This is a genomic window from Nocardioides sp., assembly GCF_004803405.1.
GTDB lineage: Bacteria > Actinomycetota > Actinomycetes > Propionibacteriales > Nocardioidaceae > Nocardioides > Nocardioides vastitatis.
Genome location: NZ_SSXI01000089.1, coordinates 40,335 through 63,687, shown reverse-complemented (window position 1 = coordinate 63,687; position 23,353 = coordinate 40,335). Strand labels below are relative to the sequence as shown.

The window sequence follows — 23,353 nt, the reverse complement described above, 5'->3', positions numbered from 1 at the left end:
GCGTGATCCGTTTCGTGTCGAGGGTGTTCGTCTAGGGGCGAGATTGGGTTCAGACGAGTGCGGGGAGAGCTTGGCTGGCGGTGTACACGGCGACGCCGAGCACCAGGACGGTGAATGCGGCGGAGAGCTTGGTGGTGTCGATACGGTCGGCAAGCCGGACACCCGCGAAGCCACCGGCCGCTGAGGCGGCGGTGAGGGTGGCGACCAGGGTCCAGGCAGGGGTGGTGCCGACGCCGGCGCGAACCGCGAGAGCCGCCGCGCTGGTCAAGGTGATGACCACCAGAGAGGTGCCCGCTGCGTAGGTCATCGGAAGCGCCAGCGCGAGGACGAGGGCCGGCACGACGAGAAAGCCGCCGCCGACACCGAAGAACCCGGTGAGCAGACCGACGACGGTGGCGGTGACCAACACCTTGACCGCACGGGGACAGTCACACATGAACCCCTCGCGGAAGGCGATGATCGGGTCGTCCAGGGTCGGTCGCCGCGGCCGTGAGCCCGCCTCGCTTTGGTGACCGCAGGAGAACTGACGCGCGTGGCGGACCTGCCGGAACGCCATCCCGCCGCCGACGAGCAACATCAGGGCGGCGAATGCCGCGAGAAGTACCGGATCGGCCACGTGGGCCGAGGCGTTCGCCCCGGCCGCCGCTCCGCCGATCGCGACGACGCCGAAGGTGACGCCCCTGGCAAGCATCACGTTGCCTGCCCGGTGCGCGGTCACCGCGCCGATCAGTGAGGTGACCCCGACGACGACCAGGGAGCCGGTGGTCGCCTGCCCGGCGTCCTGGCCCAGCAGGTAGACCAGCACCGGGACGGCGAGGATGGAGCCGCCGCCGCCGAGCGCACCCAGGCTGAGCCCGATGAGCGCGCCGGCGACGAGGGCGAGCAGCAGGGTCACGCGTCGGGGCCGACCAGGTGCAGGCCGACCTTCTCGGCGTTCTCGAAGCTGTCGTCGATCGCCACCAGGCGACGACCGGCAGCGTCGAGGACCGAGGCCGCGACGCTGGCGCGGTAGCCGCTGGCGCAGTGCACCCACAGCTCACCCTCGGGGACCTCGTCGACGCGCCGGGGCAGCTCGTGGATCGGAATGTTGACCGCACCGTTGATCCGGGTCGAGTCGTACTCGTCGGCACGGCGGACGTCGAGGACGACCACCGGGCGGTGTCGGCGGACCTGTTCGAGGTCGGCGAAGGTGCCGGTCGGGAACGACGCGAGCTCACGGTCGGTCCAGTCCTCGGGGCCGCCGGTGGCCTGCGCCGCCGGGCGGTCGATGCCGATCCGGACGAGCTCGCGTTGGGCCTCGGCGACGTCCTCGGGAGTCGCGCCGAGCAGGGTGACCGGGGTGCCCCAGGTGATCAGCCAGCCCAGGTAGGTGGCGAACGCGCCGTCGAGGCCGAAGTTGAGTGTGCCGGGTGCGTGGCCGGCGGCGAACGCGGTCCGGTTGCGCAGGTCGACGACCCACTCACCGGCCTCGATGCGCCGGCGGAGCTCGCCGGGGTCGGCCTCCGCGGGGGGTGTGAGGTCCGGCTCGGAGGGGCCAGCCACGTTGGCGGGACTCATGTGGGCGTAGTAGGCGGGGAAGGCGCCGAGACCGTCGAGGAGCTCGCGGACGTAGGTCTCCTCGTCCTGGGTCAGCACCGGGTTGGACTGCTTCTCCTGCCCGATCGTGGACTCGGTCGCATCGGACTGGGTCGCGGCGCAGAACGATCCGAACCCGTGGGTGGGGAAGACCTCCGCCGCGTCGGGCAGGAGGTCGGCCAACTTGTGGGCCGAGGCGTGCTGGTGACGGACCAGGGCGTCGGTGTGCTCCTCGCCGAGCAGGTCGGGCCGGCCGGTGGCGCCGTACAGCAGCGAACCGCCCGAGAAGACCCCGACCGAGCCGTCGACGCCAGCGCCGGCCTGCGTGTCGACCAGCGCGTAGGAGAGGTGGGTGAAGGTGTGGCCCGGGGTTGACAGTGCGGTCATCCGCATCCGGGGGCCCACCTCCACGGTCTGGCCGTCACGGATGGGAGTCCGGTCGAACGACACCTCGTCCTCGGCGTTGACGTAATACGCCGCGCCGGTGTGCATGGCCAAGGCCAGGCCGCCGGTGACGTAGTCGTTGTGGATGTGGGTCTCGAAGACGTCGGTCAGCCGCACCCGATGCTCATCCAGTACGTCCAGGACACGGTCGATGTCGCGCTGCGGGTCGACCACGAAGGCCACCTCGCCGTCGTGAACCACGTAGCTGCGGTCGCCGAGCGAGGGCGTCTCGATCGGAATGATCGTCAGGTCGGTGCTCATCAGGGAGGCTCCTGTCGTTTCGGGGGTTGCGGGTCGCACGGTGCGGATCAGTTGGGACGGGACGTGCCGGTCTCGACCGGACGCCCGGATCGCGCCCAGGCGGTCGTGCCGCCGGCGACTGAGTAGGCGTCGAACCCGGATGCGCGCAGCAGGTCTGTCATCGCGGCGCTGCGGTTGCCCGACGCGCACACGACGTGCACCGGCCGGGTCTTGTCCAGCTCGTCCAACCGGGAGGCCAGTTGCCCCATCGGCACCAGGGTCGAGCCCGGCACGTGGCCGGCGACGTACTCGCCCGGTTCGCGGACGTCCACCACGGTGGCGCCGTCCGATCGGGCACGCGCGAGGCGCTCGACGTCGATCTCCGGAGTGGTCTGACTCATCCTTGGCATCCCTTCACTTAGGTCGTACCCGATACGGGGCGGGGTATTCGCCCCGGCTCAAACTTACACACCCCCGGGGGTATTTCAAAAGTTCCGCTGTGGCTTCCGGGTCCACGGCAAACGATGCGCCCGGAATACCGTGGGGGGTATGCTCGTTGACATGAGTGCCGCCCCGACTGGGGAACTCAAACGAAACAGAGAAGGGTTCGTCGATGGCCACCGTCGAGTTGAACGCAGCGAACTTCGAGAGCACCGTGAACAGCAGCGACATCGTCTTCGTCGACTTCTGGGCATCCTGGTGCGGCCCGTGCCGCATGTTCGCCCCCGTGTATGAGAAAGCTGCGGCCGCACATTCCGACATCGTGTTCGGCAAGGTCGACACCGAGGCGGAGCGCGAGCTCGCCTCCGCGGCCCAGATCACCTCCATCCCCACCCTGATGGCCTTCAAGGGCGGCACACCAGTGTTCTCCCAGCCCGGCGCCCTGCCGGCCGCCGCGCTGGAACGGCTCATCACCGCCGTCCGGGACCTCGACATCGAGGCCGCCCTTGCCGAGCAGAAGAGGAGCGCCTGATGAACAGCTACACCATCACCACCACGCTGGCCCGCCCGTACGACGTCGCCGTCGAGATGGTCCGCGAGGCCCTGGGGGAGCAGGGGTTCGGGATCCTCACCGAGATCGACCTCAAGGCCACGCTCAAGACCAAGCTCGACGTCGATGTGGCCCCCCAGGTGATCCTGGGGGCCTGCAGGCCCGCACTGGCCTACGAGGCACTGACCGCCGAACCGTCCATCGCCGCGGTCCTGCCCTGCAACGTCGTGGTCCGCGCCCTGGACGAGGACACCACGATCGTGGAGGCGTTCGACCCGGACGCGATGATGGGACTAGCCGACAACGACGCACTGAGCGCCGTCGCCGCCGACGCCAAGCAGCGGATCACCGCCACGTTGACGTCACTGGACTCACTCAAGGGAGACAACTGATGGAACTGGACCCGAAGGAGATGACCCCGGTCATCAACCGCATCAAGCGCGCCCGCGGGCAGCTCGACGGGGTGCTGAGGATGCTCGCGGACGGACGCGACTGCGAAGACGTCGTCACCCAGCTCGCGGCAGTCTCCCGTGCGCTCGACCGGGCCGGTTTCGCGATCGTCGCCACCGGCCTGCAGCAGTGCCTGACGAATGGCGACGACATCGACAGCGTGGACGTGAAGAAGATGGAGAAGCTCTTCCTTTCCTTGGCCTGAATGACAGGCGTTCGAACGACACGGGCCTGAGGATTCAGTTTGTGTCCACTTAGGGTCCAGATTGGGCCCGTCCTACTCGGTACGAGAGGGGCATCCTGGGATCGGAAGCGAGTGCGAATCCCTCACCACACCGAGTGAATCGGTAGTTTCTCGGCCCGAGACCGTAGTCGTCGCGACGCACCTGATCACGTCCAGAGGTCGCAGGTTCAAATCCTGCCCCCGCTACCAGGAGAAGTAGCAGGTCAAAGGCGGTGGCCATGGCAGCCAGCTCCATCTCGGTGGTCGCGAACGCCGGACGACTCTCCCGATTCCAAGTCCCCAACGTTCAGCCGCGACACCAGCTGTGAGCCCGAGAAACCTCGGTCCCGCGATGGTCAGCCGCCGACGCCGGCACGGGCCCGCGATTTGGCACGTCGGCCCAAGACGAACATGACCGCCACCACGATGACGGAGACCAGATTGAGCCAGAAGGTGTAGTCGATAGAGAACGTGGCCATCTCCTCGACACTGCGGGCGCCCCCGGGGATCAGACCCAGCAGCGCGAAGAGGACGTGGATAACGATGCCTGTCACGACCGCCGCCGCCGCAAAGATTAAGCCCAGATAGACCGCGAACTTCCAGCCGTAGTAGCGGGCGTTGATCTTGAGCGCGGGCGGCACGACGAAGTCGGAGTACAGGAACGCCATGATGGCGCCGAACATGATTCCGTGCTCGGCGAGGATGGCGGCCAGGGGCCCATTGCCCATGGAGCCGATGACGGTGAGCACAGCCAGTACAGGAGCGAGCAGGACCTGGAGCGGCAGCACGTACCAGGCATCACCCTGGGGAAAGAGTGCCTGAAAGAACGAAGCCGGCACCAGCGCCGCCACAGCTCCGGCGACAAGGAAGCCGGCGATGAGCTCCTTGTAGACCATTCGCCACTCACCGAAGTAGGCGCGACCAAGATTCTCGTACGACCGCTCGTCTCGGACCCGGTCGCTGAACCGCTGTGGCAGTCCCTCGGCCGCATCCATGTCCATTCCGGAGGCCTGCTCCGCCTGCTCCAGCGCGCGCGCCGCCAGCTGGTCCGGCCTGGTAAGCCTGACCAAGACCGCCATCACCAGGATGAGAATCGGTGCTCCGGCGAAGAGGGCGAGCGAATATTGCCAGCCCAGGAAGATGAAGGCCAGTGCGGCAACCTCGATCGCCAGGTTGGTAGACGCGAACATGAACGCCAGCGCCGACGTCAATGCGGCGCCCTTGGTCCACAGGCTGCGGGTAGCCGAGAGCGCGGCGAACGAGCACGACGAGGAGACGAAGCCCAGCAGTGCCGCGAGGCCGAGTTGGGCAGGGCTCCCGTCGCCTAGTCGTTCCGCCGCTGCCCGGCGGGATACGAAGACCTGGATGGCGGCGCTGATGGCATATCCCAGCGCCAGCGCCCAAGCGGCGCGCCAGAACAGCCCAGCGCCAGTGATTATCGAGTCCCAAACCATTCCCAGCATGTTGACCATCCTCCGTCCGAATCAGATCCTCAACCATGGGTTGTCTGGTCAGTGGCCGTCCGTCATATGTAGCCACGTCGGGTGCGCGTTGCCGTCCCCGCCCCCGCACCCAGGTGGTTCGTCGCCGATCGTCGAGCTACCTTCCGTCGGCAACACCTGCGCATCAACCGGGCTCACCGCCGATTGCCGCCGCGGCGGCGGCGGTGATGGCCGGGCCGCAGCAGGAACCTGCGGCCTGGACTAGAGGTAGCGGCAGACCTGGTCAGCACTGCAAGTGTCGGGTTCCACCTGGGCGGCTTGGTCGCGGAGCTGGGTGATGGTCTCGCGGAGCGCGATGAGTTGGTTGATCTGTTGCTCGAGGTCGCTGAGCCGGGTGTCGAGGAGCGTTCGGACGTGCTCGCAGGGCGCCTCGCCGGCGCCGCGGATGTCGACGATCTGGCGGATCTGCGCCAGCGACAGGCCCGCGGCCTGGCCGCGGTGGATGAAGTCGAGCCGGGCCACGATGTCGTCGGTGTAGTCCCGGTAGCCGGCCGGGGTGCGCTCGGCCGGGGGTAGGAGACCTTGATTCTCGTAGAAGCGCAGGGTCTTGGTGGTGGTGCCCGTTGCCTGGGCGAGTTCTCCGATCCGCACCTTTGCCTCCCTGTGCCGACTCGGGCTTGACCTTCCCCTCTACTGGAAGGTCCAGTATGGCCGCATCTAACGGTTATCCCCAACATGGACGTCTACTCCAACCGGATCGTCGGCTACTCCATCGACTCACGGATGAAGTCCCGCATCGCAGTCGCGGCGCTCGACAACGCCGTCGCCCGCCGCCGCGCGGAGGGTGCTGATGTGGCCGGCTGTGTCCTGCGCACACCGACCGCGGATCGCGATTCCGCTCCAGGAAGCTGGTCCACCAGCTCAACCGTCATGAGATGGTCGAATCGATGGGCCGCTCGGAGCCGCAGGCGACAACGCCGCGATGGAGTCGTTCTTCTCGCTGTTGCAGAAGAACGTCCTCAACCGCCGTATCTGGGACACCCGCGAGGAACTGCGGATCGGTCGTCACCTGGATCGAGCGCACCTATCACCGTCGTCGACGACAGGCGGCGCTCGGAAGGTTGACCCCGGCTGAATACGAGCTGATCATGCCCACAACCGCCACCCAGGCGGTTCGGGATACGTCCTTGGACGTGGCCCCAGGTCGGGGTGCTCGTCGAAGATGAGCAAGTAGGCGAGCTTGAGGTCGGCCCAGATACCGGTCAGGCGTGGCGGAAGCGTGGGTCGAGCTGGTGGTGGCGTGACCCTAGACGGCCCACAGCGCACCCCGCCCGGGAGGAGGTGCGCTGTGGCCGGAGTTCTCTCAGGCGGCCTGGTCTCGGGCGCGCTCCTGGACGGCGTCGGCGATCAAGGCGGCGCTCGCGTTGGGCATGGTCGGCCGGTAACCCGAACTGGCCATCCGTATACCCAAATTCGGGTAAGGAGGGGGTGCTGTTGGGGTGGGCACGGCACGTCAGCTCGGCGGCACGAGGCCGGTGCCGCTGGCGCCGATGACGCGGGAGCGCGGAGAAGGCCAGGAACCTGATGGCTTCGGCGTGAGTGGTGCTAGCCAGCGGGCGACCCCGGCCGCCGTTTGCTTTAGACGGGCCGGGGTCTGGCCGATCTCGGTCAGCCGTGCGTAGGGCCGAGAGCGACTGATAGGGCTTTGCCCGGCGATGAGGACCACAGACGCTGCCGGGACCAAGGCGCCAGGATTGCCAAAAGGGACGGCCGGCAGGTCACGGCGGAGGTTCCGACGGTGAGGTGCGCGCGTCCTCGTTGGAGAGGAACTTGGCCGGGTGGGAAGTACGTCGGTCGGGCGGGGCCGGGGTTTGGCCCCACCCGACCGGCGGCTCGCGGGTGCGTGGGCGCTACCCGAGATGTAGCCGCCTACTGCCGGCGGGGGACAGGCTCACCGGCAGAGCTGGGGTATGCGTCAGCGGCCTGCTCCCGCCTCAGGCTCTGACTCAGCCGTTGACGATGAATCGGACGTTGGTCACGTTCGCGACGTCGGTGATGTCGCAGTTCAGGGTGCTGTAGTCCGAGGCGCCCTCGTCGGTGCCGAGGGGGGCGACGTCAGTCAGTGTCACGGTGCAGTTCTGCGAGGTGCCGGAGTTGATGGAGACCTTGACTACGCCGGTGGCGGTGGAGAGGAGCTGCTCGGCCTTGGCCGAGATCGCGGTCGTGGTGTCGGTGGAGTCGGTGTAGGTGTGGGCCACGTTGGTGATGGTGGCGCCACTGACGGTCTGCACGACTGAGCCGACGTTGATGGCCGCGTCGTCGACGGTGCTGGTCGCGGTGAACGCGGACGCGCTGAACGCGACGAACCCTGCCGCGCTGGCGGCGGCGATGATCTTGGTGGACTTCTGCATTGGATCGAACCTTCCGAGTGGAGCCCGAGTACCCCCGTGAGTCCCGGTCGCTCGGGGCTCAACGTAGGCAGTCCCAGACCCTGGGTTCGCAGGTTTGCGTGGCACCCAGGGCCAATGGCCTAGACAATCCCTCCGAACGGCCCCCTCGGGCCGTAAAAGACGTACAGCCCGCCCACCGGTGAAGGTGGGCGGGCTGTGCCGTTGCTAGGGGTTGTGGGGTCCCGGTGTCCGAACGCCCAGAGGGCGGCTGTCACGAGGACGACCAGCACCCGGCTGCTCGAGACAGCCTTGTAGGTCCTGAATCGTGGACGAGTCGTCGAGTCGAGCACGGGTCACATCCGCCCCCCTCGTCGGTGAGCAACGACCCACATCGCGCGGCCGCTCTCCGAGAAGGGCGGGTTCAGGTGGCAACCGCACCCTCGATTGAAAGTTTCCGAATCGCATGGTCAGGAGTTGCGACCCTCTCGGTCAGATGAGGCTCGGCGAGCTGGTGCACGACGGACAGCGCGCGGCCATCGTCAATCAACGTGCGATCACCACTCCGCTACCGCGGGCGGGCGGATCGGTCGGCGGCTATGGAGAACCGTACGACTTTGCCCGCGACGACGCGGCCGTGATGTTTTGGGGCTTGGGCTTCGAGCTGCCGGTGAACGGCGAGATGTTCGAGCTAGACCTCGCCACGGGCGCGACGCGACGCCTCTACCGCGACCGTCCCCACAACGAGACGCACCTGTTTCCGGGCGAGCGGTTCGGCCTCGAAGAGTCGAACCGCGCATTCGGACACGCATCCGGCACGCGGCGTCAGTGGACTCTTCGGCGCAGTGAAACTGGCCGGCGGGCCCTTCGATCTCTTCGTCGTCGCACTCGACGGTTCCAACCGAGTGCGTAGGTTGACCCACGTCAGCGCCATCGGTGGGCAGGCCAATCAATCGATCCCGGCACCGGACGGCCGTCGGCTTGCATTCGTTCTTCAGGCGCCCTCGACCGGACCGCTTGCGGGCCTCGATGGTCTCTACGTAGGCAAGTTCACCTCCGGACGCTGAGCCGCGGGATGCGGCATTACCGATCAGACTCCTCCGTCGACGTATGCGGATCCCTCGTTCCGTTGCAGAGCGCCATCCTGCTCTCTGAGCACGGAGCCGCCATGACCTGAGCGAGCTAGACCACCGGCGTCACCGTGGCAGTATGACGCGGCGGCACGGTCTCATTGGAGGAGGGGCTGCCCGCTTCTCCAAGCCGACGTGCTGTCAGTCGACTGCCGTGCGGGTGCCTGCGGGTTTCCTCTGCCACCCGCGTCCCGGTAACGGATCGTCAGCGACTCAGCGGGCTGCTTGCCCGAAGAGGACGCCGAAGGCTTCGACAAGCTCGTCCCAGGCGACCTGTTCGACCAGGTCAGCTGGGCCAGATACGGGATAGAACTGCCCGATGTAGCCGTTGTGGTGCACGCCGAGCTGGACGACGACGCCGTTGTCCAGTTTGACCGTCGTGCTCATCTCGTTTGGCCGCGGGTGCCACGGTCTCGCCTTGAGTTTGTCGACGGCCTCGAGGAGATGGTTCTCGAGGTCCTGGACGGTGACCTTCGGTGACCACATCGTCGTGATCGGCGGTCGGCCGGCGATCGCGTCCGGCTCGAAGTACCTGTAGTGGTGCGCTTCCAGGAAGTGGGAGATGTTCGCCTCGGTGGCGTAGGGCCCGAGTCGCGTGGACGAGAACGGCGTCTTCGGTGCGGCGGTTCGCTTCTCGAACTTCTTGGCCAGCTCCCAGATGCGTCTGGCCGGCGACCCGTTCGCCGAGGACCAGGTGAGGAGTGCGCGTACGCGTCGGTGGTCGTACCGCGCGAGGTGCAGGAGCCCCTCGACGACGTCCGGCTGCCCGCCGGAGAGCCGGATCAGAGCGTCCACCTGCTGCGGATCGAGGTGGCTGCGCTCCATGATGCGCGCGCGAATCCGGAACGCGTCCAGATCATCGACGAGAGCTCCGAACTCCCGGGCCAGCATTTCTCGCGCCGCCGCCTCCGACGCCGGTGTGGCCGTCTCGCGTAGCTTCAGATCGGCGAGCCGGGTGCGGTAGGGGGCGGCGGCGTGGTCCCTCAGCTCCTTGCGGTAGTCCTTCTCGATCCCCGCCGACCAGGAGGGCGTCTCGGCGCAGCGCTGGCAGACGATGGCGTGACCGTCCCGCTTCAGCTTCACGAACCCTCCGCTGTCGCGCTTGATGTGCTCGTAGGCGTCGGCCGTATCGATCCGCGGTGGGCGCCTCGCCTCGACCACCCGAGGAGAGTCGCCGAATCCGGCCCGGCCTCTGGGCGCGGGCGCCGGGTGCCTGGCCGCGAGCTGCTGGGCGTGGAGGAGCTCCGCCGCGAGCAGGTCGATCTCGTCGTCGATGGCCTTGACCGTCTGCCGCTCCTGCGGCTTCAGGGCGCGCGGTTGGGCGGTCGAGGACTTCCATGCCTGCGACGCGGCCAATGCCTTGGTCCGGAGCGCGATGATGGACTCGATGCTCAGCCGTCCCCAGGCGCCGTAGAAGCCGGCGATCCGGTTGGCCGTGTCGACCGCGTCCAGTAGCGTGCGACCGCCGTCCGGCCAGTTCTTTAGGATCCAGTCACGACGGTCGTTGATGAACAACGCACCGGCCTGGATGCCGAAGGCCGCACGCTCGGCCCACACCAGCCCGCGCGCGCCCCACAGCGCCGCCTTCGACGCCTTGCCCTTCGCAATCTGGGTCTGTGCCCCGCGGATCGCACCGCCGCCCAACGCTCCGAGACCGACCGTGAGACCGAGGAAGAACGCGGTGGCGGCCGTGCTCAGCGTCTTGTCCTGGATTTGCTGACCGTAGTCGATGAGCGCGAGGGCGGGGATGTCGACCGGCGTCGTGAGGCCCTCGTCGTGTAGGCGCACGGCCACGATATGCTCGGGCTCCAGCACGAGCCCTTCTCTCACCGCGCTCCAACCGCCGAGGGTCTTCAGGTCGTCTGCGAACATCTGGTACTGGTCGACTTTGATCGAGGTGTACCGGACCTTCACCTTGCCGTTCGGCAGGAGTTCGGCGCGAAAGGTGGCGCTCGCCGTCCGGGTCATCCCGATGTTGCGGATCGGGAAGATCATCCGTCGGTCCATTCCGCTCAGGAATGTGTCTTGTGGCACCTGCTTGCGCTTCGCATCCAGGATCCGGGTGCTGGACTTCCGCTCCGCGCTGCTCACGTCCCCGGTGACCAGCGCGTCGTACATGACGTCGAGCATTGCCCGCCCGTCGCCTGACTCTGCTGCCCGCCCGAGGTCGACGTCGAGCAACAGGTTCATGAGCGTTGACACGACGTTGTCCTCGATCCGCGCCTCGACCTCCTGCACGACCGCGCGGACCAGTCCGTACTGCTGGCCGCGAACTCGTTCCTTCAAGCCGGCGGCGATGCCGTCGATGTCCCGCCGGCGCTGGTGGCCCTGGCCGACGAAGTAGTGCACGAGGAACCGGTTGGCGTCGTCGGAGCCTGGCCTGCCCGCGCCGGCGCGGTCGCGCTGGACGGCGTGCCGGCTGACGAGCAAGGTCGTCGCACGGTTCCCGGCGGAGCCCTGCAGGCCGAGCACGTAGGCGGCCCGATTCACCGGCGCGACGTACTGGCTTGGGTCGCCGACTCGGCTTCGACGCGTCGACTCCCCGTCACTGTTCTGCTGCCGCGGAACCGGGTTCGGGGAAGCGTGCGCGGGCATTTCGCCTCCCATGACGACTCCTCGGCCGCAATGGACCAGTCTCGCAACCAGCCTCAGATCACTGGCAGGACTCGACGAACCTCCATTCGCGCGAACCGTGTTGCCCGAACGGGCCAAGTTGACGCGCACTCAGGTTTGATACCGCTCGCATCGAGCTGGGTCGACCGTTTCGAGCGGTGTCCATCTATACTCCAGAAACGACCGGCACTCCTCGACATCAGTCCGGTAACATGAAGACTGGAAGCGAGGGCGAATCCCTCACCACGCGGAGGACTTCCGTAGCTTCCGGGACTCGGCAGTGGCGCTCGTCATGTTCTCGAAGGCGTCCAGAGTTCGCAGAATCAAATCCTGCCCCCGCTACCCTGTGATGTCTCAGGACATCACAGGTGCGAGACGAGGGCTGAGCTCGGCAGGTCCGAGCTGGGACGGTGGACCTACTCGTCGATCATCGCCGATGCGCCATAGCTCGTCCAGAACGCCGTAACCAAAGTCGCTCAGACGCCAGTAGGCGCCCGCGAGTTCCTCGTCAGAAGGCCGACTATCGTTGGACGCGAGCGTCGCGACCCTCTCCGAAAGAAGGAGCCCGAGCCGCTCGAGGCGCGCAAGTAGCGAGGACAACGAGCGCACATATTCAGGACTCAGACTTTTCACCTGTGTCCAACTCAAGTGCGCCGAACAAAGACTGGCGCGACCGCCCACATCGCGCGCGCCCGCTCCTCGCCGCCCGCCATCTCGTTTCGGGCAGAACGTCGAGTTCCGTGGCTGGCTCTCGCACAAGGACATCCGTGATCTGATCAACCGCGCACGACGGCCGCACAGGCTCTACCTCGAACGGGAGTGGGCCCAGCACCAGACGCTGATCGCCGTACAGAGAAGCGCCGGTCGTCCCGCGGAGACCGATGTCCCGGCCGCCGAGAGACTTCTGCGCGGGCCACCAAGACATTGCTGAAGCGATGGGTCAGGGAGGTTCCGAAGCGCCCGACCGCGGACTACCTCAGTCAGTTCGTCACCGAGTTTCGTGAGGATCACCTTCGGGAGTGGAAGGAGGCCCGTCGACGTTTGGTCGAGCAGATCGAACTTCTCGGGAAGAAAGGGGGAACTCCGGTGACCTGGGCCGGGCCCGATCGCTCGGGCTCCCGCCACGCCGCGTCCCAAGCGGTCGCGACGATCGAACCACTGATGCTGGTCGAGGAGGCTGCAGCCATCCTCCGAGTCGCGCCGGACTGGATGTATCGCGCCGCGGGCCGAGCGCATCCCGTCAGTCCGCATGGGTAGGAATGTGCGCTTTCGTCCGGAGGACATCCGGAAACTGCGTGATCACGGGTTGACGTTCGATGAGTGAGCGATCGGCCGAATGGCGTTTCGATCGGGACGTCGACTGGATGCAGACGCTCACGAGGTCCGACTTTCCGCGAACTCACTGCATTCGGCCTGTACCGGACATGGGGTGGTCGTTCGTTCGGGCAGGTCGTCTAACCGGGAAAACCCAGTCCTCTCCTGCGAAGTGCTGTGATCCCTCGCGAATTCGCTCGATTCCCCTTCAAACGCGGAGGTGCTTCTTACAACCGCCGCTGGTGCGCCCACCTCCCGCCTGTGAGCGGTCGCTACTGATCGAGTAGCTGGACCGCACAGACGGCGACGTCGTGGCTCTCTCGTATGCCGCGGCCGATGTCATGTTGAAGACGAGCGCAAGAGGTTGGCGCACAACTACTGGTGCTGCACACGAGCGTGTTTGGACCGGTCAACGCCCGGTGGTCACCTGTCACCGCGTGGTCCGCTTGCCCCGACAGCGGCAGATGAGTGCGGCCGCGCACCCGCCATCATGGAGACCACGCGCCGTCAGGCTCCCTCTGTCCTCGGTCCATCCAGACGGTGTCAGTGTGCTGGGAGTCTGAGATCGCCTGTCCGGCTACCGAGTCCCTGGGACTGAGGCAGCACGGCTAATGATCCGGGTCGGGGCGCTCACGGCACCGCGGCTGACCTTCGGACGGAGGCGAACCTACAGAGTCCGTGAGCCTAGGCTCACGGACTCCGGTCGTTGGTTGCGGATGCGGGGTCACCGCAGGACGGGGAACCTCCGCACCAACTTCATCTTGGCCCATTGCTTGCCGAGACCCCAGGTGTCGCCGGCGAGGGTGAGGGCCAGGACCACCACGGTGACGGCACCAAGCAGGTGGACGTCGAGGACGGGGTTATTCTCCAGCGGCAGCGACGCCATCCACATCGCCACGTAGAGCGCGGCGCCGGTGATGGCGGCAATCCGGATGCCGACACCGAACGTGAGTGCGAGGCCGATGCCGAGCAGACCGATCATGAATAGCCAGTTGGCCCAGCCGTCGCCGGCGATGTTGTTGAAGAACTCGCGGAACGGGTTGTCCTCGGGGACACCGAAGGTGAGGAACCCGAACGTGGGGCTGCCGCCGTTGATCCATGCGTCTGGCCCGAACCGGTCGACGACGCCGGTGTCGGCGTTCTTGCCGGTGGCGTAGCCGAGGGCGAGCAGCTTGTCGAAGAAGGCCCACAGGAAGGTGAGGCCGAAGCCGATCCGCACGACGGCCAGTCCTCGGCGGGCGTTCTCGTGGGTGACGACGTCTCGCTCGACGAGGACGTCGGCGTCGGAGTGGTGCTGCACGGCGGTCATCTCATGGCCTCCTGGTCGTGGGGCCGATGGCCCCGGGTGGTTGAAGTCCTTGTGGCTTCTTGTGACACAAACCCTTCCGGTTGCCGGGCGCCTGGTGCAGGGTCGAGGGACAGCGCTTGCGTGGGTACTTGGTCCCGCTCTGCGGGTGCCGATGGGCCCTCAGTGCGGCGCTGGCACGGGGACGACGGCGACCGTCGTGTGGGCCCGCTCGACCACCGCCGTGGCGACGGTGGCGGAGACCATTCGTCCCAGCGACTCCGTGGGGTGCCGTCCCACCACGACGAGGTGCCAGCGCTCGGAGTCGGCCGCCAGACATTCATAGGCGAGCCCGCGAGCGAGCAGGCCCTCGACGTGGACCTCGGGGTACTTCTCCGAGAAGCCGGCGAGGGCCTCGGCCAGAAGGAGTCGCTCCTCCTCGAGGTCTTCCTGAAGCGCGTTCACGACGTGGGCACCGTGCAGCGCCGCGACCACGTCGCTGAAGGAGTGGAGCACGGTCAGCGGCAGCCTGTGCATCGAGGCGTGCTGGAAGGCGAACTCCAGGACCGCCTGTCCCTCGGCTGTGCCGTCCGCGCCGACGAGCACACCTCGACGCACCTTCCCCGGGGACTCCGGGCGACAGACGACCACTGGGCAGTGGGCGTGTCGGCTGACAGCGGTGCTCACCGAGCCGAGCAGTCGGCTGCGGAGCACTCCGCGACCGCGCGATCCGACCACGAGGAGGTGGGCGTTGCGGGAGAGGCCGACGAGCACCACCCGAGGGTCACCTTGGGCGGCGTGGGCGGTCACGGCCAGGCCAGTTCGGAGGCGGCGCACGGCGGCGGCCGCCTTCTCAGCCACTCCCTGCGCCCGCTCGACGAGGTCGGTGGCCGGTACGACATACCCGCCGACGCCGGCCCAGGCGACGTCGCCCAACTGGTCGAGGCTCGCGGAAGCCACGAGGGCGAGGGGCCGACGTTCCAGGGATGCTTGCACAGCGGCCCAGCGGAGCGCCCGGTCGGCGTCAGCCGAGCCGTCGACGCCAACGATGATGGTTCCGGGTTCCAAGGCGAGGCTCATGCCCCGACTCTGGTCCGTTCAACGTCCGCGGAGTACGGTCGGAGTTCCTCGACCGAGGGGACCTTGGACCCACGACCGGACGCGCATTCCGCGACGAGAGTTCGATCGACGTCCGCGGGACCCGACGTCGGATGGACTTTGGTCCCTCCGTGACGGGTCCGGAGCCTCTGACCCTTGTTGACCTTTCGGCGAAACCTCGTGCCGTGAGCGCGCCGCACCTGTGCCGGCGCGCTTCCGTCGCGAGGAAGTGTTGCCGTGGTGGTGCCACCCATCAAGGAGGGTCGCGGTAGTGACGGAACGCTCGGGTGCCGACACAGTGACCTGCCGAGGCGTGGCGGAGGGCCCCTGTTCGCCGTACGGCATCCTCGCCCTGGCGACCGTGGGTTTGCGATCAACCTCTAAGCGTGGGCGCTCCTCGGACCCCTTTATCGGGCCTCGGGGCGATAAGGTCGGATCTCGGAGTCGGATGTGGCACTGCTGGTCGCGGTGCCGGTGATCGTGGGCGCCCTCGGCCGGATTCCGGTTGGTGCGCTCGCCGACAGGTACGGCGCGCGCGTCATGTTCCCGCTGGTTTCGGCAGCGACGATCGTCCCCCTCCTCTACGTCGGGCCTATTCGGTCAGGACTCCTACGTGGGGCTGCTGGTCGCGGGGTTCTTCCTCGGGATCGGCGGCACAGCGTTCGCGGTTGGTGTGCCGTTCGTCAACGCGTGGTTCCCGCCCGAGCCTCGCGGCCTGGCCGTCGGCGTCATCGGCGCCGGCATGGTCGGCACGGCGATCAGCGCACTCACCACCGTGAAGCTGTACGAGAACGCCGGTGACAGCGTCCCCTTCCTTCTCACCGCTGCCGCGCTCGCTGTGTACGCGGTGGCCGCCTGGGTGATGCTCCGCGACGCGCCGAGCAGGGTGATCCCTGCGGGCTCGTTCGTGAACCGGCTGTCGACCAACGCCCGGCTGTCGATCACTTGGCAGGCCTGCCTGCTCTGCGCCGTTGCGTTCGGCGGCTACGTCGCCTTCCCTAACTACCTTCCGGCCTACCTCAAGACCGCCCATGGGTTGGAGCCCGCCGACGCGGCCAACCGGGCAACTGACGATTCTGGCGGAAGAGTTGATTGTGGACACACGCGCGTCGAGCAGCGGTCGCGCCGCGGTCACCGTTACGGCGGCCAGGAACATGATCTGCGCCAGACCGTGATCGCGCTGGCTCAGGGACGCTCGCTAGGGGGAGCACGACTCTCCAGGAGAGGCCACCTTGCAGGTGCTGCGCGGCGACGTCCGCCTTCACAGGGGTGATGAGACATGGGAGGGATCGGCGGGCGACTACTTGCACATCCCACCGGCTCGCACGACCTGGAGGCGCGCGGCGACGCGGTCGTCCTGCTCACCGTGGCGGGCCGCGCCTGCTGACCGGCCGGCTCCAACGCGACCCCGACCGGGCCGGCTTTCCTGTCACCGACGGAGGGCACGGAACGCGGGATGCACGAGCGAAGTGCCTGTTCAGATCGGGACCTTTGGCCCTCCTCGCTGGCCTCCATCCGGCGGACGATCGGGAGATGTCCGAGATCGTGGAACTCACCTACGACGAGTGCGAGGAACTGCTCTCTGCCGGCGCCTTCGGCCGGTTCGTCCTGACCAGGCCGACTGGCCCAGAGATCGTGCCGGTCAACTACGTGGTCGCTGGGGAGGCGGTGTTGGTGCGGACCGCACCGGGAGCACTCCTGGACCGCTACGCCGACGGTAGCTCAGTCGTGTTCGAGGTCGACCAGGTGAGCTACGAGCAAGGCCACGGCTGGTCGGTGGTTGCTCGTGGTCGCGCAGAGCGGGTCACAGAGAGTCAGCTCACCGACGAGGAGCGCCGGGTACCCGGCCCGCCCCGGTGGGTCAGCCGCGAGCCCGAATCATGGATCAGATTGCGGTGGATCACTCTCACCGGACGGCGGGTCGGCAACGGGTGGAGCCCGCTCGCAGAGATGCCGGTGCGGAGAGTGTGGCGATGACTCAAACTGACGCGCTGCTCGCTGGTGGGACGGGTGCCGTGGCCCGGAGAGGTCGGCCTCGGGTCAGGCGAAGTCCGACCTGATCGTCACCTCGACCACGCCCGGCACCGTCGCTGCAAGGAGCCGCGCAGCCACGGTGTCCTTGGAGTTCTCCGGGCCGAGCAGCTGAACGGCGCCGTCCTGGACGTCGACCAGCCAGCCGTCGAGGCCGGCGGACCGGAGGAGTTCATCGACCTCGCTCTGGATCTTGGCGTCTGCCCGGGCGAGGAGGCGCACGATGTCGCTGCGGCTGAGGACGCCGCGCAGGTGACCGCGGCGGTCCACCACCGGGACGCTCTTCACGGTCGTGGAGGTCAGCAGGTCGACCGCCTCGACGACGTCGGTCTCGGGATAGACGGTCACCGGGTGCCGGCTCATCACTTCCTCGACCGTGGCCGGCCGGCTCCGTTGGTCGACAGGTGGGATCTCGTAGGCCCTGGCGTCACGGGGGAGCAGGTCGCGAACCAGGTCGGCCTCGCTCACCACGCCGCACACCTTTCCGGTTGTGGTGACGACGGGCATCGCCGTGACCCGGTGCTGGGCGAGCAGTCCGAGAGCGGTCTTGACCGGCGTGTGGGGTCGCACGGCCACTGGTTCCTGCGTCATCACTTCGAAGACCAACATCGTCGTCTCCTTTCGAGTTCCTGGTGCCACGTTCGCGCGACCGGCCGCCCGCCGACAGGGTCGAAAGTCACTGCCGGGTAGGCAGGTGGACCACCCGTAGGACGACAGTCGGTGCTCACTCGCTGCTCGCGACCGGGGGTATGCCGCGACGGTCCCGAGTGCCCTCGCGCTCAGGACCTTCGGCCCTCGCAACGGAGCCTGACCCCTCGGAGAGTGGGTGCCATGACGATCGATCGCACCGCAGCTGACGTCCTCCTGAGCGACGGATCCCTCGCCGTTGTGCGCTCGCTGACGCCCGAAGGCACGGACGCCCTGCACGATCTCCACGACCGCGTCTCCGACGGGTCCGCGCAGCTCCGCTTCTTCACGCTCGCCCGCGCCGCGGCCCACAAGTACGTCGACCACGTGCTGGAGGAGCCGTACCAGCTCGCGCTGGTGGCCGAGGTCGACGGGCGGCTCGCCGGGTTCGCCACCGCTGAACCGCTGCCACCCCACCTGCCCCATGTCGCCGAGGTGGCGTTCCTCGCAGCCGACGACTTCCAGGGTCACGGTCTCGGCACCCTGCTGCTCGAGCACCTCGCGGCGCTTGCGCGGGACCGCGGAATCCGCGAGTTCGAGGCCAACGTCCTGCCGTCCAACCAGGGCATGCTGCGGGTGCTGGACGATGCGGGCTTCCGGCTCAACCGGTGCATCGAGGAGGGGGTGGAGATCTATCGTTTCGACACCGCCGTCACCGCAGAGGCGCAGGCGGCGGAGGCGGAGCGCGAAGCCCGGTTGCTGCGATGACGGCGGTGGACACGGCGCCGCCGACCGAGATGGGACTCACCTCGGCGGAGGCACAGCGTCGGCTCGAGCGCGATGGACCCAACGACGTTCCCAGGGCGAAGCCGCGAAAGCTGGTCTGGCGGGTCGCGGCCCAGCTGACGGATCCGATGTCGGGAGTCCTGTGCCTGGCCCTCGTGGTTGTGCTCGCTCTCGGCGACGTCGCCGACGCGATCATCATCGCGGCGGTGGTGGTGGTCAACACGGCTATCGGCGTCATCCAGGAGGTTCGCGCTGAGAACGCCATCGCCGCGCTCGGCGAGATGGCGGCGCCGCGCGCGTTGGTCCGGCGGGACGGCGTCGTGCGGGAGGCGCCCGCGCGAGACCTCGTCGTCGGAGACGTCGTCCGGCTCGAGGCCGGCGACATCGTGCCGGCCGACATGGAGCTGGTGGAGGCTGTCGGTGTCGAGGTCGACGAGGCCTCGATGACCGGTGAGTCGGAACCCGTCGCGCGCGCCATTGACGACGAGCTGATGTCGGGCACGGTGCTCACCCGGGGCCGCGGCTTCGGGGTCGTGGTGAGGACCGGCGCGGCCAGCGGCCTGGGGCGGATCGCCCAGCTCATCGCGTCGACGAGTGTCCGGGCGACGCCCTTGCAGCAGAGGCTACTCAGGCTCTCCCGTCAGCTGGTCGTGCTGACCGCAGGTCTCTGCCTGCTCGTCTTCCTGCTGACCCTCGCTCGGGGCGGGTCCTTCGCCGACTCGCTGATCCTGGCCGTCAGCCTCGGCGTTGCGGCAATCCCGGAGTCCCTTCCCGCGGTCGTGTCCGTCGCACTCGCGCTGGGTGCCTATCGCATGGCGCGTCGGTCAGCGATCGTCCGTTGGCTACCAGCGGTGGAGACGTTGGGATCGGTGTCGGTGCTTGCTTCGGACAAGACCGGCACCCTCACGGAGGGGCGCATGGCGGTCCGCCGTCTGTGGACGCGTCAGGGTGCCTGCGAGGTCACCGGCGCGGCGTACGACCGAGGGGGAGCGCTGGAGGGCAGCGGCGACGCCCGCGGGAGGGCGCGCCAGCTGCTGCGCGACCTCGTGCTATGCAACGACGCCCGGCTGACCGAGGACGGTGACAGCTGGTCGGTGATCGGTGATCCCATGGAGGGCGCCCTGCTGGTCGCGGCGGCGAAGTACGACGAGGATCTGCTCACCCTGCCGAGCCAGTGGTGTCGTGTCGACGAGATCCCGTTCGACGCCGAGCGACGGTCGATGACGACTGTCCACGAGGACGGCCACGGCAACCGCCTGACCGTCGTGAAGGGCGCACCCGAGGTGCTGATCGAGATGGTCGAGCCGGGACTCGCCGTGCTGGAGGCGGAGGCCGAGGCCAGCCGACTCGCCGAGGCGGGGTTCCGGGTCCTGGCCGTCGCGGACACCGAGACCGGCTCAAGGGAGGCCCTGGACCTCGTGGGCCTGGTCGGCCTCGTCGATCCCCCGAGAGCGGACGCGGCGGCGGTCGTGGCGTCCTGCCAGGACGCCGGCATCCGCTTGATCCTCATCACTGGCGACCACCCGGCAACGGCGCTGGCGGTGGCCACCGAGCTGGGCATCGCCCGGACGGGCGGCGGGGTCACGGACGGCGCCGCAGTCGGCCGGGGCGAACACCTCGCCGACGTCGAGTCGATCGACGTGTACGCGCGGATCCGGCCCGAGCAGAAGGTCGACATCGTGGATGCCTGGCAAGCGCGTGGCCATGTCGTCGCGATGACCGGTGATGGCGTCAACGACGCTCCCGCCCTCAGGAGGGCTGACATCGGGGTGGCGATGGGTGACCGTGGCACGGAAGTGGCGCGGCAGGCCGCCGACCTGGTCCTGGCCGACGACAACCTGCGAACCGTCGTGACCGCCGTGGGCGAGGGCCGTCGCATCTACGCCAACGTGCGCACGTTCCTGCAGTACGGGCTCTCGGGCGGCCTCGCCGAGGTTCTGGTCATCCTGCTGGCTCCGTTCCTCGGCATGCCGATCGTCTTGCTGCCCGCCCAGATCCTGTGGATCAACATGATCACCCACGGAGTGCCCGGTGTGGCCTTCGGTGGCGAGCCTCTTGATTCGAGGCTGATGGGACGTCCGTCCCCCTCGCCGGAGCGGTCGGTGCTGGGGAGCGGCCTCGTCTCCAGGATCGTGGCCACGGGATCCCTCATCGCCGCCGCCAGCCTGGGCATCGGGATCCTGGCCGACGGCCAGGAGTGGCACGTCCCGTCCGCGGTCTTCGCAACGCTCGGCCTCGCGCAGCTCGGCGTGGCTCTCGCCCTCCGGGCGCCCCGGCCTGGGAAGGAGCGCGGCGAGCGCAGCCTCGAGGTCGCCGTGGTCATCGCAGCCGCGCTGCAGGTGCTCGCCCTGACCTGGTCGCCCCTGCAGGGGCTGCTCGGCACGCAGATGCTGACGGTCCAGGGCTGGGGCGCCGTTGTGCTCGCAGCGGCACTTCCCGGGGTCGTCGTCGCCCTTGCGCGACGGGGCCTACCCGTCATCATCAAGAAGGAGGCTCGCTGATGAGCTCCAGTTACCCGGTGGCCGTCCGGGCCACGCTCCAACCCGATCTCAGCCGGTGGCTGTGGACGGTCAAGTGGGCGGCGGTGCTGCCCCACTACGTCATCCTCGTGTTCCTCTGGGCGGCCTACGTGGTGCTCACGGCGGTCGCCCTCGGCGCCATCCTCGTGAGCGGTCGCTATCCCCGCGCGATCTTCGAGTTCAACGTCGGCGTCCTGCGTTGGACCTGGCGGGTCGCGTACTACGCGTACGGCGGGCTCGGCACCGACCAGTACCCGCCGTTCACGCTGGAGTCCCGGCCCGACTACCCCGCCGACCTCGAGGTCACCTACCCGGAGCGCCTCTCGCGCGGTCTCGCGCTCGTGAAGTGGTGGCTCCTCGCGACCCCGCACTACCTGGTGGTCGGGCTGCTGCTCGGGGGCGGGTGGTACGCCGCGTCGGAGGGAGTCCCGTTCGTCCGCGGCCTGGGACTGATCGAGATCCTCGTCATCGTGGCCGGAGTGGTGCTCCTGGTGACCGGCAGCTACCCACGCCCGGTGTTCGACCTGGTCCTGGGCCTGAATCGATGGGTCATCCGGGTCGTGACGTACGCAAGCCTGATGACCGACACCTATCCTCCGTTCCGCCTCGATCAGGGGAGCGACGAGCCCGGCGGCCTCGCCCTGGACCGCTCCCGAATGGGGGTGACCGCCGGCGCGGACGCCGGGGTGCAGTCCGTACCGACGACCTCGCCCGAGTACTCGCACCAGCCGCCTCCGTCGCCGCACTGGGGCGCCGGACGGGTCTTCACAGTCGTGGTCGCGTCGCTGGCCATCCTCGTTGCGGCGCTCCTTCTGCTCGGGGGTCTCGCGCTCCGCCTCGTCGACTCCACGGCGCGTGATGCTGACGGCTTCCTCACGGGGGTCGCGGTCGGAGCCCGGAGTGAGGGCCATGCCGTCGTTTCGGAGGACATCGAGATCCAGCTGCCTGCGCGGTACTCGGAGCTGCCGGACCGTCTGGTCGGTGAGGTGAAGATCGAGGCGCGGGCGGATGGTCACGAGGTGTTCATCGGTGTCGCCGAGAGCGAAGACCTCCGGACCTACCTGGACAACGTGCGCTACTCCGCCGTCCGGGAGGTCATCGAGGGTCGCGAGGTCTGGTACGTCGAGCACCGCGGCACCGCACGGCCAGTGGCGCCCGGGACGGTCGACATCTGGGTGGAGTCGGTGCAGGGCAGAGGTCGCCAGGCGCTGGTGGTCGACCCAAATCCTGGTGAGTGGGCCGTGGCGGTGATGCGCGCGGACGGTGCGGCGCCGGTCGATGTCGACGTCCGGGTCGGGGCAAGCGTGCCGTGGGTCGGTGAGGTCGCTCTGGCGCTGCTGGCTTGCGGCGTCCTTGCGGGAGCTGCCGGCGCTGTCGGGCTTCGGGCGGCTCTTCGGCCCAAGAGCGGCTGAGCCGCGCCATGAGCACGACAAGGGTCCGCCCAGTGATGGCGTGCGTCGCGACCGGCAACCGTCCGGACGCCGGTCTCGTCTTCGCGACCGATCTCGCGCTCCGCATGGGGAAGCCCCTGCGCCTGGTCCACGTCGACCGCGAGGGACGACCGGCGGTCGGTGACCAGATCCTGACGCCCGACCTGGCAGAGCTCGAAGCCGCCGTACGCTACGCCGCCTCAGTCGGCGCGATTCGCCCGGAGTCGGCCCCTCGGCAGGCCTTGGAGACGGAGCGCGTCCAGTGGACCGGAGCGGTTCGCGACGGGCTGGTCCGCCTCGCAGACGGCGCCTGCGTCGTCGTCGTCATGCGGCGCTCGCTCTCGCGGCCACGCCGATTGCTCGCAGGCTCGCTGAGCACGCACCTCGCCGCGCGCGCTTCGGTGCCTGTTGTCGTCGTCCCGGAGTTCTGGGCACCGTGGCACCGGACGGTGCCGCGCATCACGATCGTGCGCGGTGCGGGCGCGGACGTGGATGCAGCCGATGACGCGGAGCTGCGATCGCTCCTGCCCGACGGCGTCGTCGAGGAGGTCCACATCCGGTCGCGGCACCGTCTCGACGACCTCGTCGAGCTGAGCCGCTTCGCGGACCTCCTCGTCATCGCACGGGCTCCCGCAGGCGGCCTCGCTCCAGTGGCACGCGAGCTGTTGCGACGCGCGCACTGCCCCGTCGCGACCTGCCGGCGGTCGCATCACCTCGCGCGAATGGGCTCGCGGCCCTCACAGGTCGGGACCTAGGACCCTGACTCCG

The 23,353-nt window shown here is 68.3% G+C and carries 20 protein-coding genes and 1 pseudogene; 11 read left to right on the top strand and 10 right to left on the bottom strand.

Annotated features, from left to right (window positions below; all coding sequences use genetic code 11):
• Window positions 1–49 precede the first annotated feature (49 nt).
• From E7Z54_RS06405 to E7Z54_RS06395, 3 genes are read right to left on the bottom strand one after another with little or no spacing between them, the layout of a single operon-like run.
• Window positions 50–895 carry a sulfite exporter TauE/SafE family protein gene (locus E7Z54_RS06405; protein WP_136432169.1) on the bottom strand — a complete coding sequence of 282 codons (846 nt, stop codon included), beginning with the start codon at window positions 893–895 and terminating at the stop codon, window positions 50–52.
• Window positions 892–2,280 (bottom strand): MBL fold metallo-hydrolase, encoded by a 1,389-nt coding sequence (locus tag E7Z54_RS06400; RefSeq protein ID WP_136432168.1) that lies wholly within the window; start codon window positions 2,278–2,280, stop codon window positions 892–894. Before E7Z54_RS06400 ends, E7Z54_RS06405 begins: the two co-directional genes overlap by 4 nt.
• 47 nt (window positions 2,281–2,327) lie before the next feature.
• Window positions 2,328–2,660: a rhodanese-like domain-containing protein gene (locus E7Z54_RS06395; protein ID WP_136432167.1), complete on the bottom strand. Its 333-nt coding sequence runs from the start codon at window positions 2,658–2,660 to the stop codon at window positions 2,328–2,330.
• Between the two features lie 212 nt (window positions 2,661–2,872).
• Between E7Z54_RS06395 and trxA the strand changes: the two genes are divergently transcribed.
• From trxA to E7Z54_RS06380, 3 genes are read left to right on the top strand one after another with little or no spacing between them, the layout of a single operon-like run.
• On the top strand, window positions 2,873–3,232 hold the full coding sequence (trxA, locus tag E7Z54_RS06390; protein WP_136432166.1) for a thioredoxin: 360 nt from the start codon (window positions 2,873–2,875) through the stop codon (window positions 3,230–3,232).
• The gene (locus E7Z54_RS06385) at window positions 3,232–3,642 is read left to right on the top strand and encodes a DUF302 domain-containing protein (protein ID WP_136432165.1); all 411 of its coding nucleotides are present in this window, start codon (window positions 3,232–3,234) and stop codon (window positions 3,640–3,642) included. The genes trxA and E7Z54_RS06385 overlap by 1 nt, the downstream gene beginning before the upstream one ends.
• Complete coding sequence (locus E7Z54_RS06380) at window positions 3,642–3,905, top strand: metal-sensitive transcriptional regulator (RefSeq protein ID WP_136432164.1); 264 nt, start codon at window positions 3,642–3,644, stop codon at window positions 3,903–3,905. Before E7Z54_RS06385 ends, E7Z54_RS06380 begins: the two co-directional genes overlap by 1 nt.
• A gap of 374 nt (window positions 3,906–4,279) precedes the next feature.
• Here E7Z54_RS06380 and E7Z54_RS06375 read toward each other — a convergent pair whose 3' ends face one another.
• Window positions 4,280–5,386: a permease gene (locus E7Z54_RS06375; protein ID WP_206056043.1), complete on the bottom strand. Its 1,107-nt coding sequence runs from the start codon at window positions 5,384–5,386 to the stop codon at window positions 4,280–4,282.
• 240 nt (window positions 5,387–5,626) lie between these two features.
• The gene (locus tag E7Z54_RS06370; protein ID WP_136432162.1) at window positions 5,627–6,016 is read right to left on the bottom strand and encodes a heavy metal-responsive transcriptional regulator; all 390 of its coding nucleotides are present in this window, start codon (window positions 6,014–6,016) and stop codon (window positions 5,627–5,629) included.
• 87 nt (window positions 6,017–6,103) lie between these two features.
• Between E7Z54_RS06370 and E7Z54_RS06365 the strand changes: the two are divergent.
• Window positions 6,104–6,591: pseudogene (locus E7Z54_RS06365) on the top strand (transposase); the annotation flags it as partial.
• A 780-nt stretch (window positions 6,592–7,371) separates the two neighbouring features.
• Here the strand turns inward: E7Z54_RS06365 and E7Z54_RS06360 are convergent.
• The gene (locus E7Z54_RS06360; protein WP_136432161.1) at window positions 7,372–7,776 is read right to left on the bottom strand and encodes a hypothetical protein; all 405 of its coding nucleotides are present in this window, start codon (window positions 7,774–7,776) and stop codon (window positions 7,372–7,374) included.
• A 472-nt stretch (window positions 7,777–8,248) separates the two neighbouring features.
• On the opposite strand from E7Z54_RS06360, the gene E7Z54_RS06355 reads away from it, so the two are divergent.
• Complete coding sequence (locus E7Z54_RS06355; RefSeq protein WP_136432160.1) at window positions 8,249–8,665, top strand: hypothetical protein; 417 nt, start codon at window positions 8,249–8,251, stop codon at window positions 8,663–8,665.
• 430 nt (window positions 8,666–9,095) lie between these two features.
• Here E7Z54_RS06355 and E7Z54_RS06350 read toward each other — a convergent pair whose 3' ends face one another.
• The 3 genes from E7Z54_RS06350 to E7Z54_RS06340 all read right to left on the bottom strand — a co-directional run bounded on the left by E7Z54_RS06350 (window position 9,096) and on the right by E7Z54_RS06340 (window position 15,174).
• On the bottom strand, window positions 9,096–11,372 hold the full coding sequence (locus E7Z54_RS06350; protein WP_136432159.1) for a hypothetical protein: 2,277 nt from the start codon (window positions 11,370–11,372) through the stop codon (window positions 9,096–9,098).
• A gap of 2,161 nt (window positions 11,373–13,533) precedes the next feature.
• Window positions 13,534–14,118: a hypothetical protein gene (locus E7Z54_RS06345; protein ID WP_240769545.1), complete on the bottom strand. Its 585-nt coding sequence runs from the start codon at window positions 14,116–14,118 to the stop codon at window positions 13,534–13,536.
• 159 nt (window positions 14,119–14,277) lie between these two features.
• A complete protein-coding gene (locus E7Z54_RS06340; RefSeq protein ID WP_136432158.1) occupies window positions 14,278–15,174 on the bottom strand; it encodes a universal stress protein in 897 nt (298 codons plus the stop codon).
• Window positions 15,175–15,700: 526 nt separating this feature from the next.
• Here E7Z54_RS06340 and E7Z54_RS23990 point away from each other — a divergent pair.
• Both E7Z54_RS23990 and E7Z54_RS06325 read left to right on the top strand, forming a co-directional pair.
• A complete protein-coding gene (locus tag E7Z54_RS23990) occupies window positions 15,701–16,465 on the top strand; it encodes an MFS transporter (RefSeq protein WP_276606205.1) in 765 nt (254 codons plus the stop codon).
• Between the two features lie 260 nt (window positions 16,466–16,725).
• Window positions 16,726–17,169 (top strand): pyridoxamine 5'-phosphate oxidase family protein, encoded by a 444-nt coding sequence (locus E7Z54_RS06325; protein WP_136432157.1) that lies wholly within the window; start codon window positions 16,726–16,728, stop codon window positions 17,167–17,169.
• Window positions 17,170–17,232: 63 nt separating this feature from the next.
• On the opposite strand, the gene E7Z54_RS06320 is transcribed toward E7Z54_RS06325, so the two are convergent.
• On the bottom strand, window positions 17,233–17,832 hold the full coding sequence (locus E7Z54_RS06320; RefSeq protein ID WP_136432156.1) for a CBS domain-containing protein: 600 nt from the start codon (window positions 17,830–17,832) through the stop codon (window positions 17,233–17,235).
• A gap of 222 nt (window positions 17,833–18,054) precedes the next feature.
• Here E7Z54_RS06320 and E7Z54_RS06315 point away from each other — a divergent pair, with 222 nt between their 5' ends.
• The 4 genes from E7Z54_RS06315 to E7Z54_RS06300 are packed head-to-tail and all read left to right on the top strand — an operon-like array spanning window position 18,055 to window position 23,340.
• On the top strand, window positions 18,055–18,618 hold the full coding sequence (locus tag E7Z54_RS06315) for a GNAT family N-acetyltransferase (protein ID WP_136432155.1): 564 nt from the start codon (window positions 18,055–18,057) through the stop codon (window positions 18,616–18,618).
• The gene (locus E7Z54_RS06310) at window positions 18,615–21,137 is read left to right on the top strand and encodes a cation-translocating P-type ATPase (protein ID WP_136432154.1); all 2,523 of its coding nucleotides are present in this window, start codon (window positions 18,615–18,617) and stop codon (window positions 21,135–21,137) included. Before E7Z54_RS06315 ends, E7Z54_RS06310 begins: the two co-directional genes overlap by 4 nt.
• A complete protein-coding gene (locus E7Z54_RS06305) occupies window positions 21,137–22,567 on the top strand; it encodes a DUF4389 domain-containing protein (RefSeq protein WP_136432153.1) in 1,431 nt (476 codons plus the stop codon). The genes E7Z54_RS06310 and E7Z54_RS06305 overlap by 1 nt, the downstream gene beginning before the upstream one ends.
• 8 nt (window positions 22,568–22,575) lie before the next feature.
• Window positions 22,576–23,340: a universal stress protein gene (locus tag E7Z54_RS06300; protein ID WP_136432152.1), complete on the top strand. Its 765-nt coding sequence runs from the start codon at window positions 22,576–22,578 to the stop codon at window positions 23,338–23,340.
• The last annotated feature ends 13 nt before the right edge of the window (window positions 23,341–23,353 follow it).

Excerpts from the sequence above, each read along its gene's own strand:
- E7Z54_RS06400 (WP_136432168.1), bottom strand. The coding sequence starts at position 2,280 with ATGAGCACCGACCTGACGATCATTCCGATCGAGACGCCCTCGCTCGGC.
- E7Z54_RS06395 (WP_136432167.1), bottom strand. The coding sequence starts at position 2,660 with ATGAGTCAGACCACTCCGGAGATCGACGTCGAGCGCCTCGCGCGTGCC.
- trxA (WP_136432166.1), top strand. The coding sequence starts at position 2,873 with ATGGCCACCGTCGAGTTGAACGCAGCGAACTTCGAGAGCACCGTGAAC.
- E7Z54_RS06385 (WP_136432165.1), top strand. The coding sequence starts at position 3,232 with ATGAACAGCTACACCATCACCACCACGCTGGCCCGCCCGTACGACGTC.
- E7Z54_RS06380 (WP_136432164.1), top strand. The coding sequence starts at position 3,642 with ATGGAACTGGACCCGAAGGAGATGACCCCGGTCATCAACCGCATCAAG.
- E7Z54_RS06375 (WP_206056043.1), bottom strand. The coding sequence starts at position 5,386 with ATGCTGGGAATGGTTTGGGACTCGATAATCACTGGCGCTGGGCTGTTC.
- E7Z54_RS06360 (WP_136432161.1), bottom strand. The coding sequence starts at position 7,776 with ATGCAGAAGTCCACCAAGATCATCGCCGCCGCCAGCGCGGCAGGGTTC.
- E7Z54_RS06355 (WP_136432160.1), top strand. The coding sequence starts at position 8,249 with ATGAGGCTCGGCGAGCTGGTGCACGACGGACAGCGCGCGGCCATCGTC.
- E7Z54_RS06345 (WP_240769545.1), bottom strand. The coding sequence starts at position 14,118 with ATGACCGCCGTGCAGCACCACTCCGACGCCGACGTCCTCGTCGAGCGA.
- E7Z54_RS06340 (WP_136432158.1), bottom strand. The coding sequence starts at position 15,174 with ATGAGCCTCGCCTTGGAACCCGGAACCATCATCGTTGGCGTCGACGGC.
- E7Z54_RS06325 (WP_136432157.1), top strand. The coding sequence starts at position 16,726 with ATGTCCGAGATCGTGGAACTCACCTACGACGAGTGCGAGGAACTGCTC.
- E7Z54_RS06320 (WP_136432156.1), bottom strand. The coding sequence starts at position 17,832 with ATGTTGGTCTTCGAAGTGATGACGCAGGAACCAGTGGCCGTGCGACCC.
- E7Z54_RS06315 (WP_136432155.1), top strand. The coding sequence starts at position 18,055 with ATGACGATCGATCGCACCGCAGCTGACGTCCTCCTGAGCGACGGATCC.
- E7Z54_RS06310 (WP_136432154.1), top strand. The coding sequence starts at position 18,615 with ATGACGGCGGTGGACACGGCGCCGCCGACCGAGATGGGACTCACCTCG.
- E7Z54_RS06305 (WP_136432153.1), top strand. The coding sequence starts at position 21,137 with ATGAGCTCCAGTTACCCGGTGGCCGTCCGGGCCACGCTCCAACCCGAT.
- E7Z54_RS06300 (WP_136432152.1), top strand. The coding sequence starts at position 22,576 with ATGAGCACGACAAGGGTCCGCCCAGTGATGGCGTGCGTCGCGACCGGC.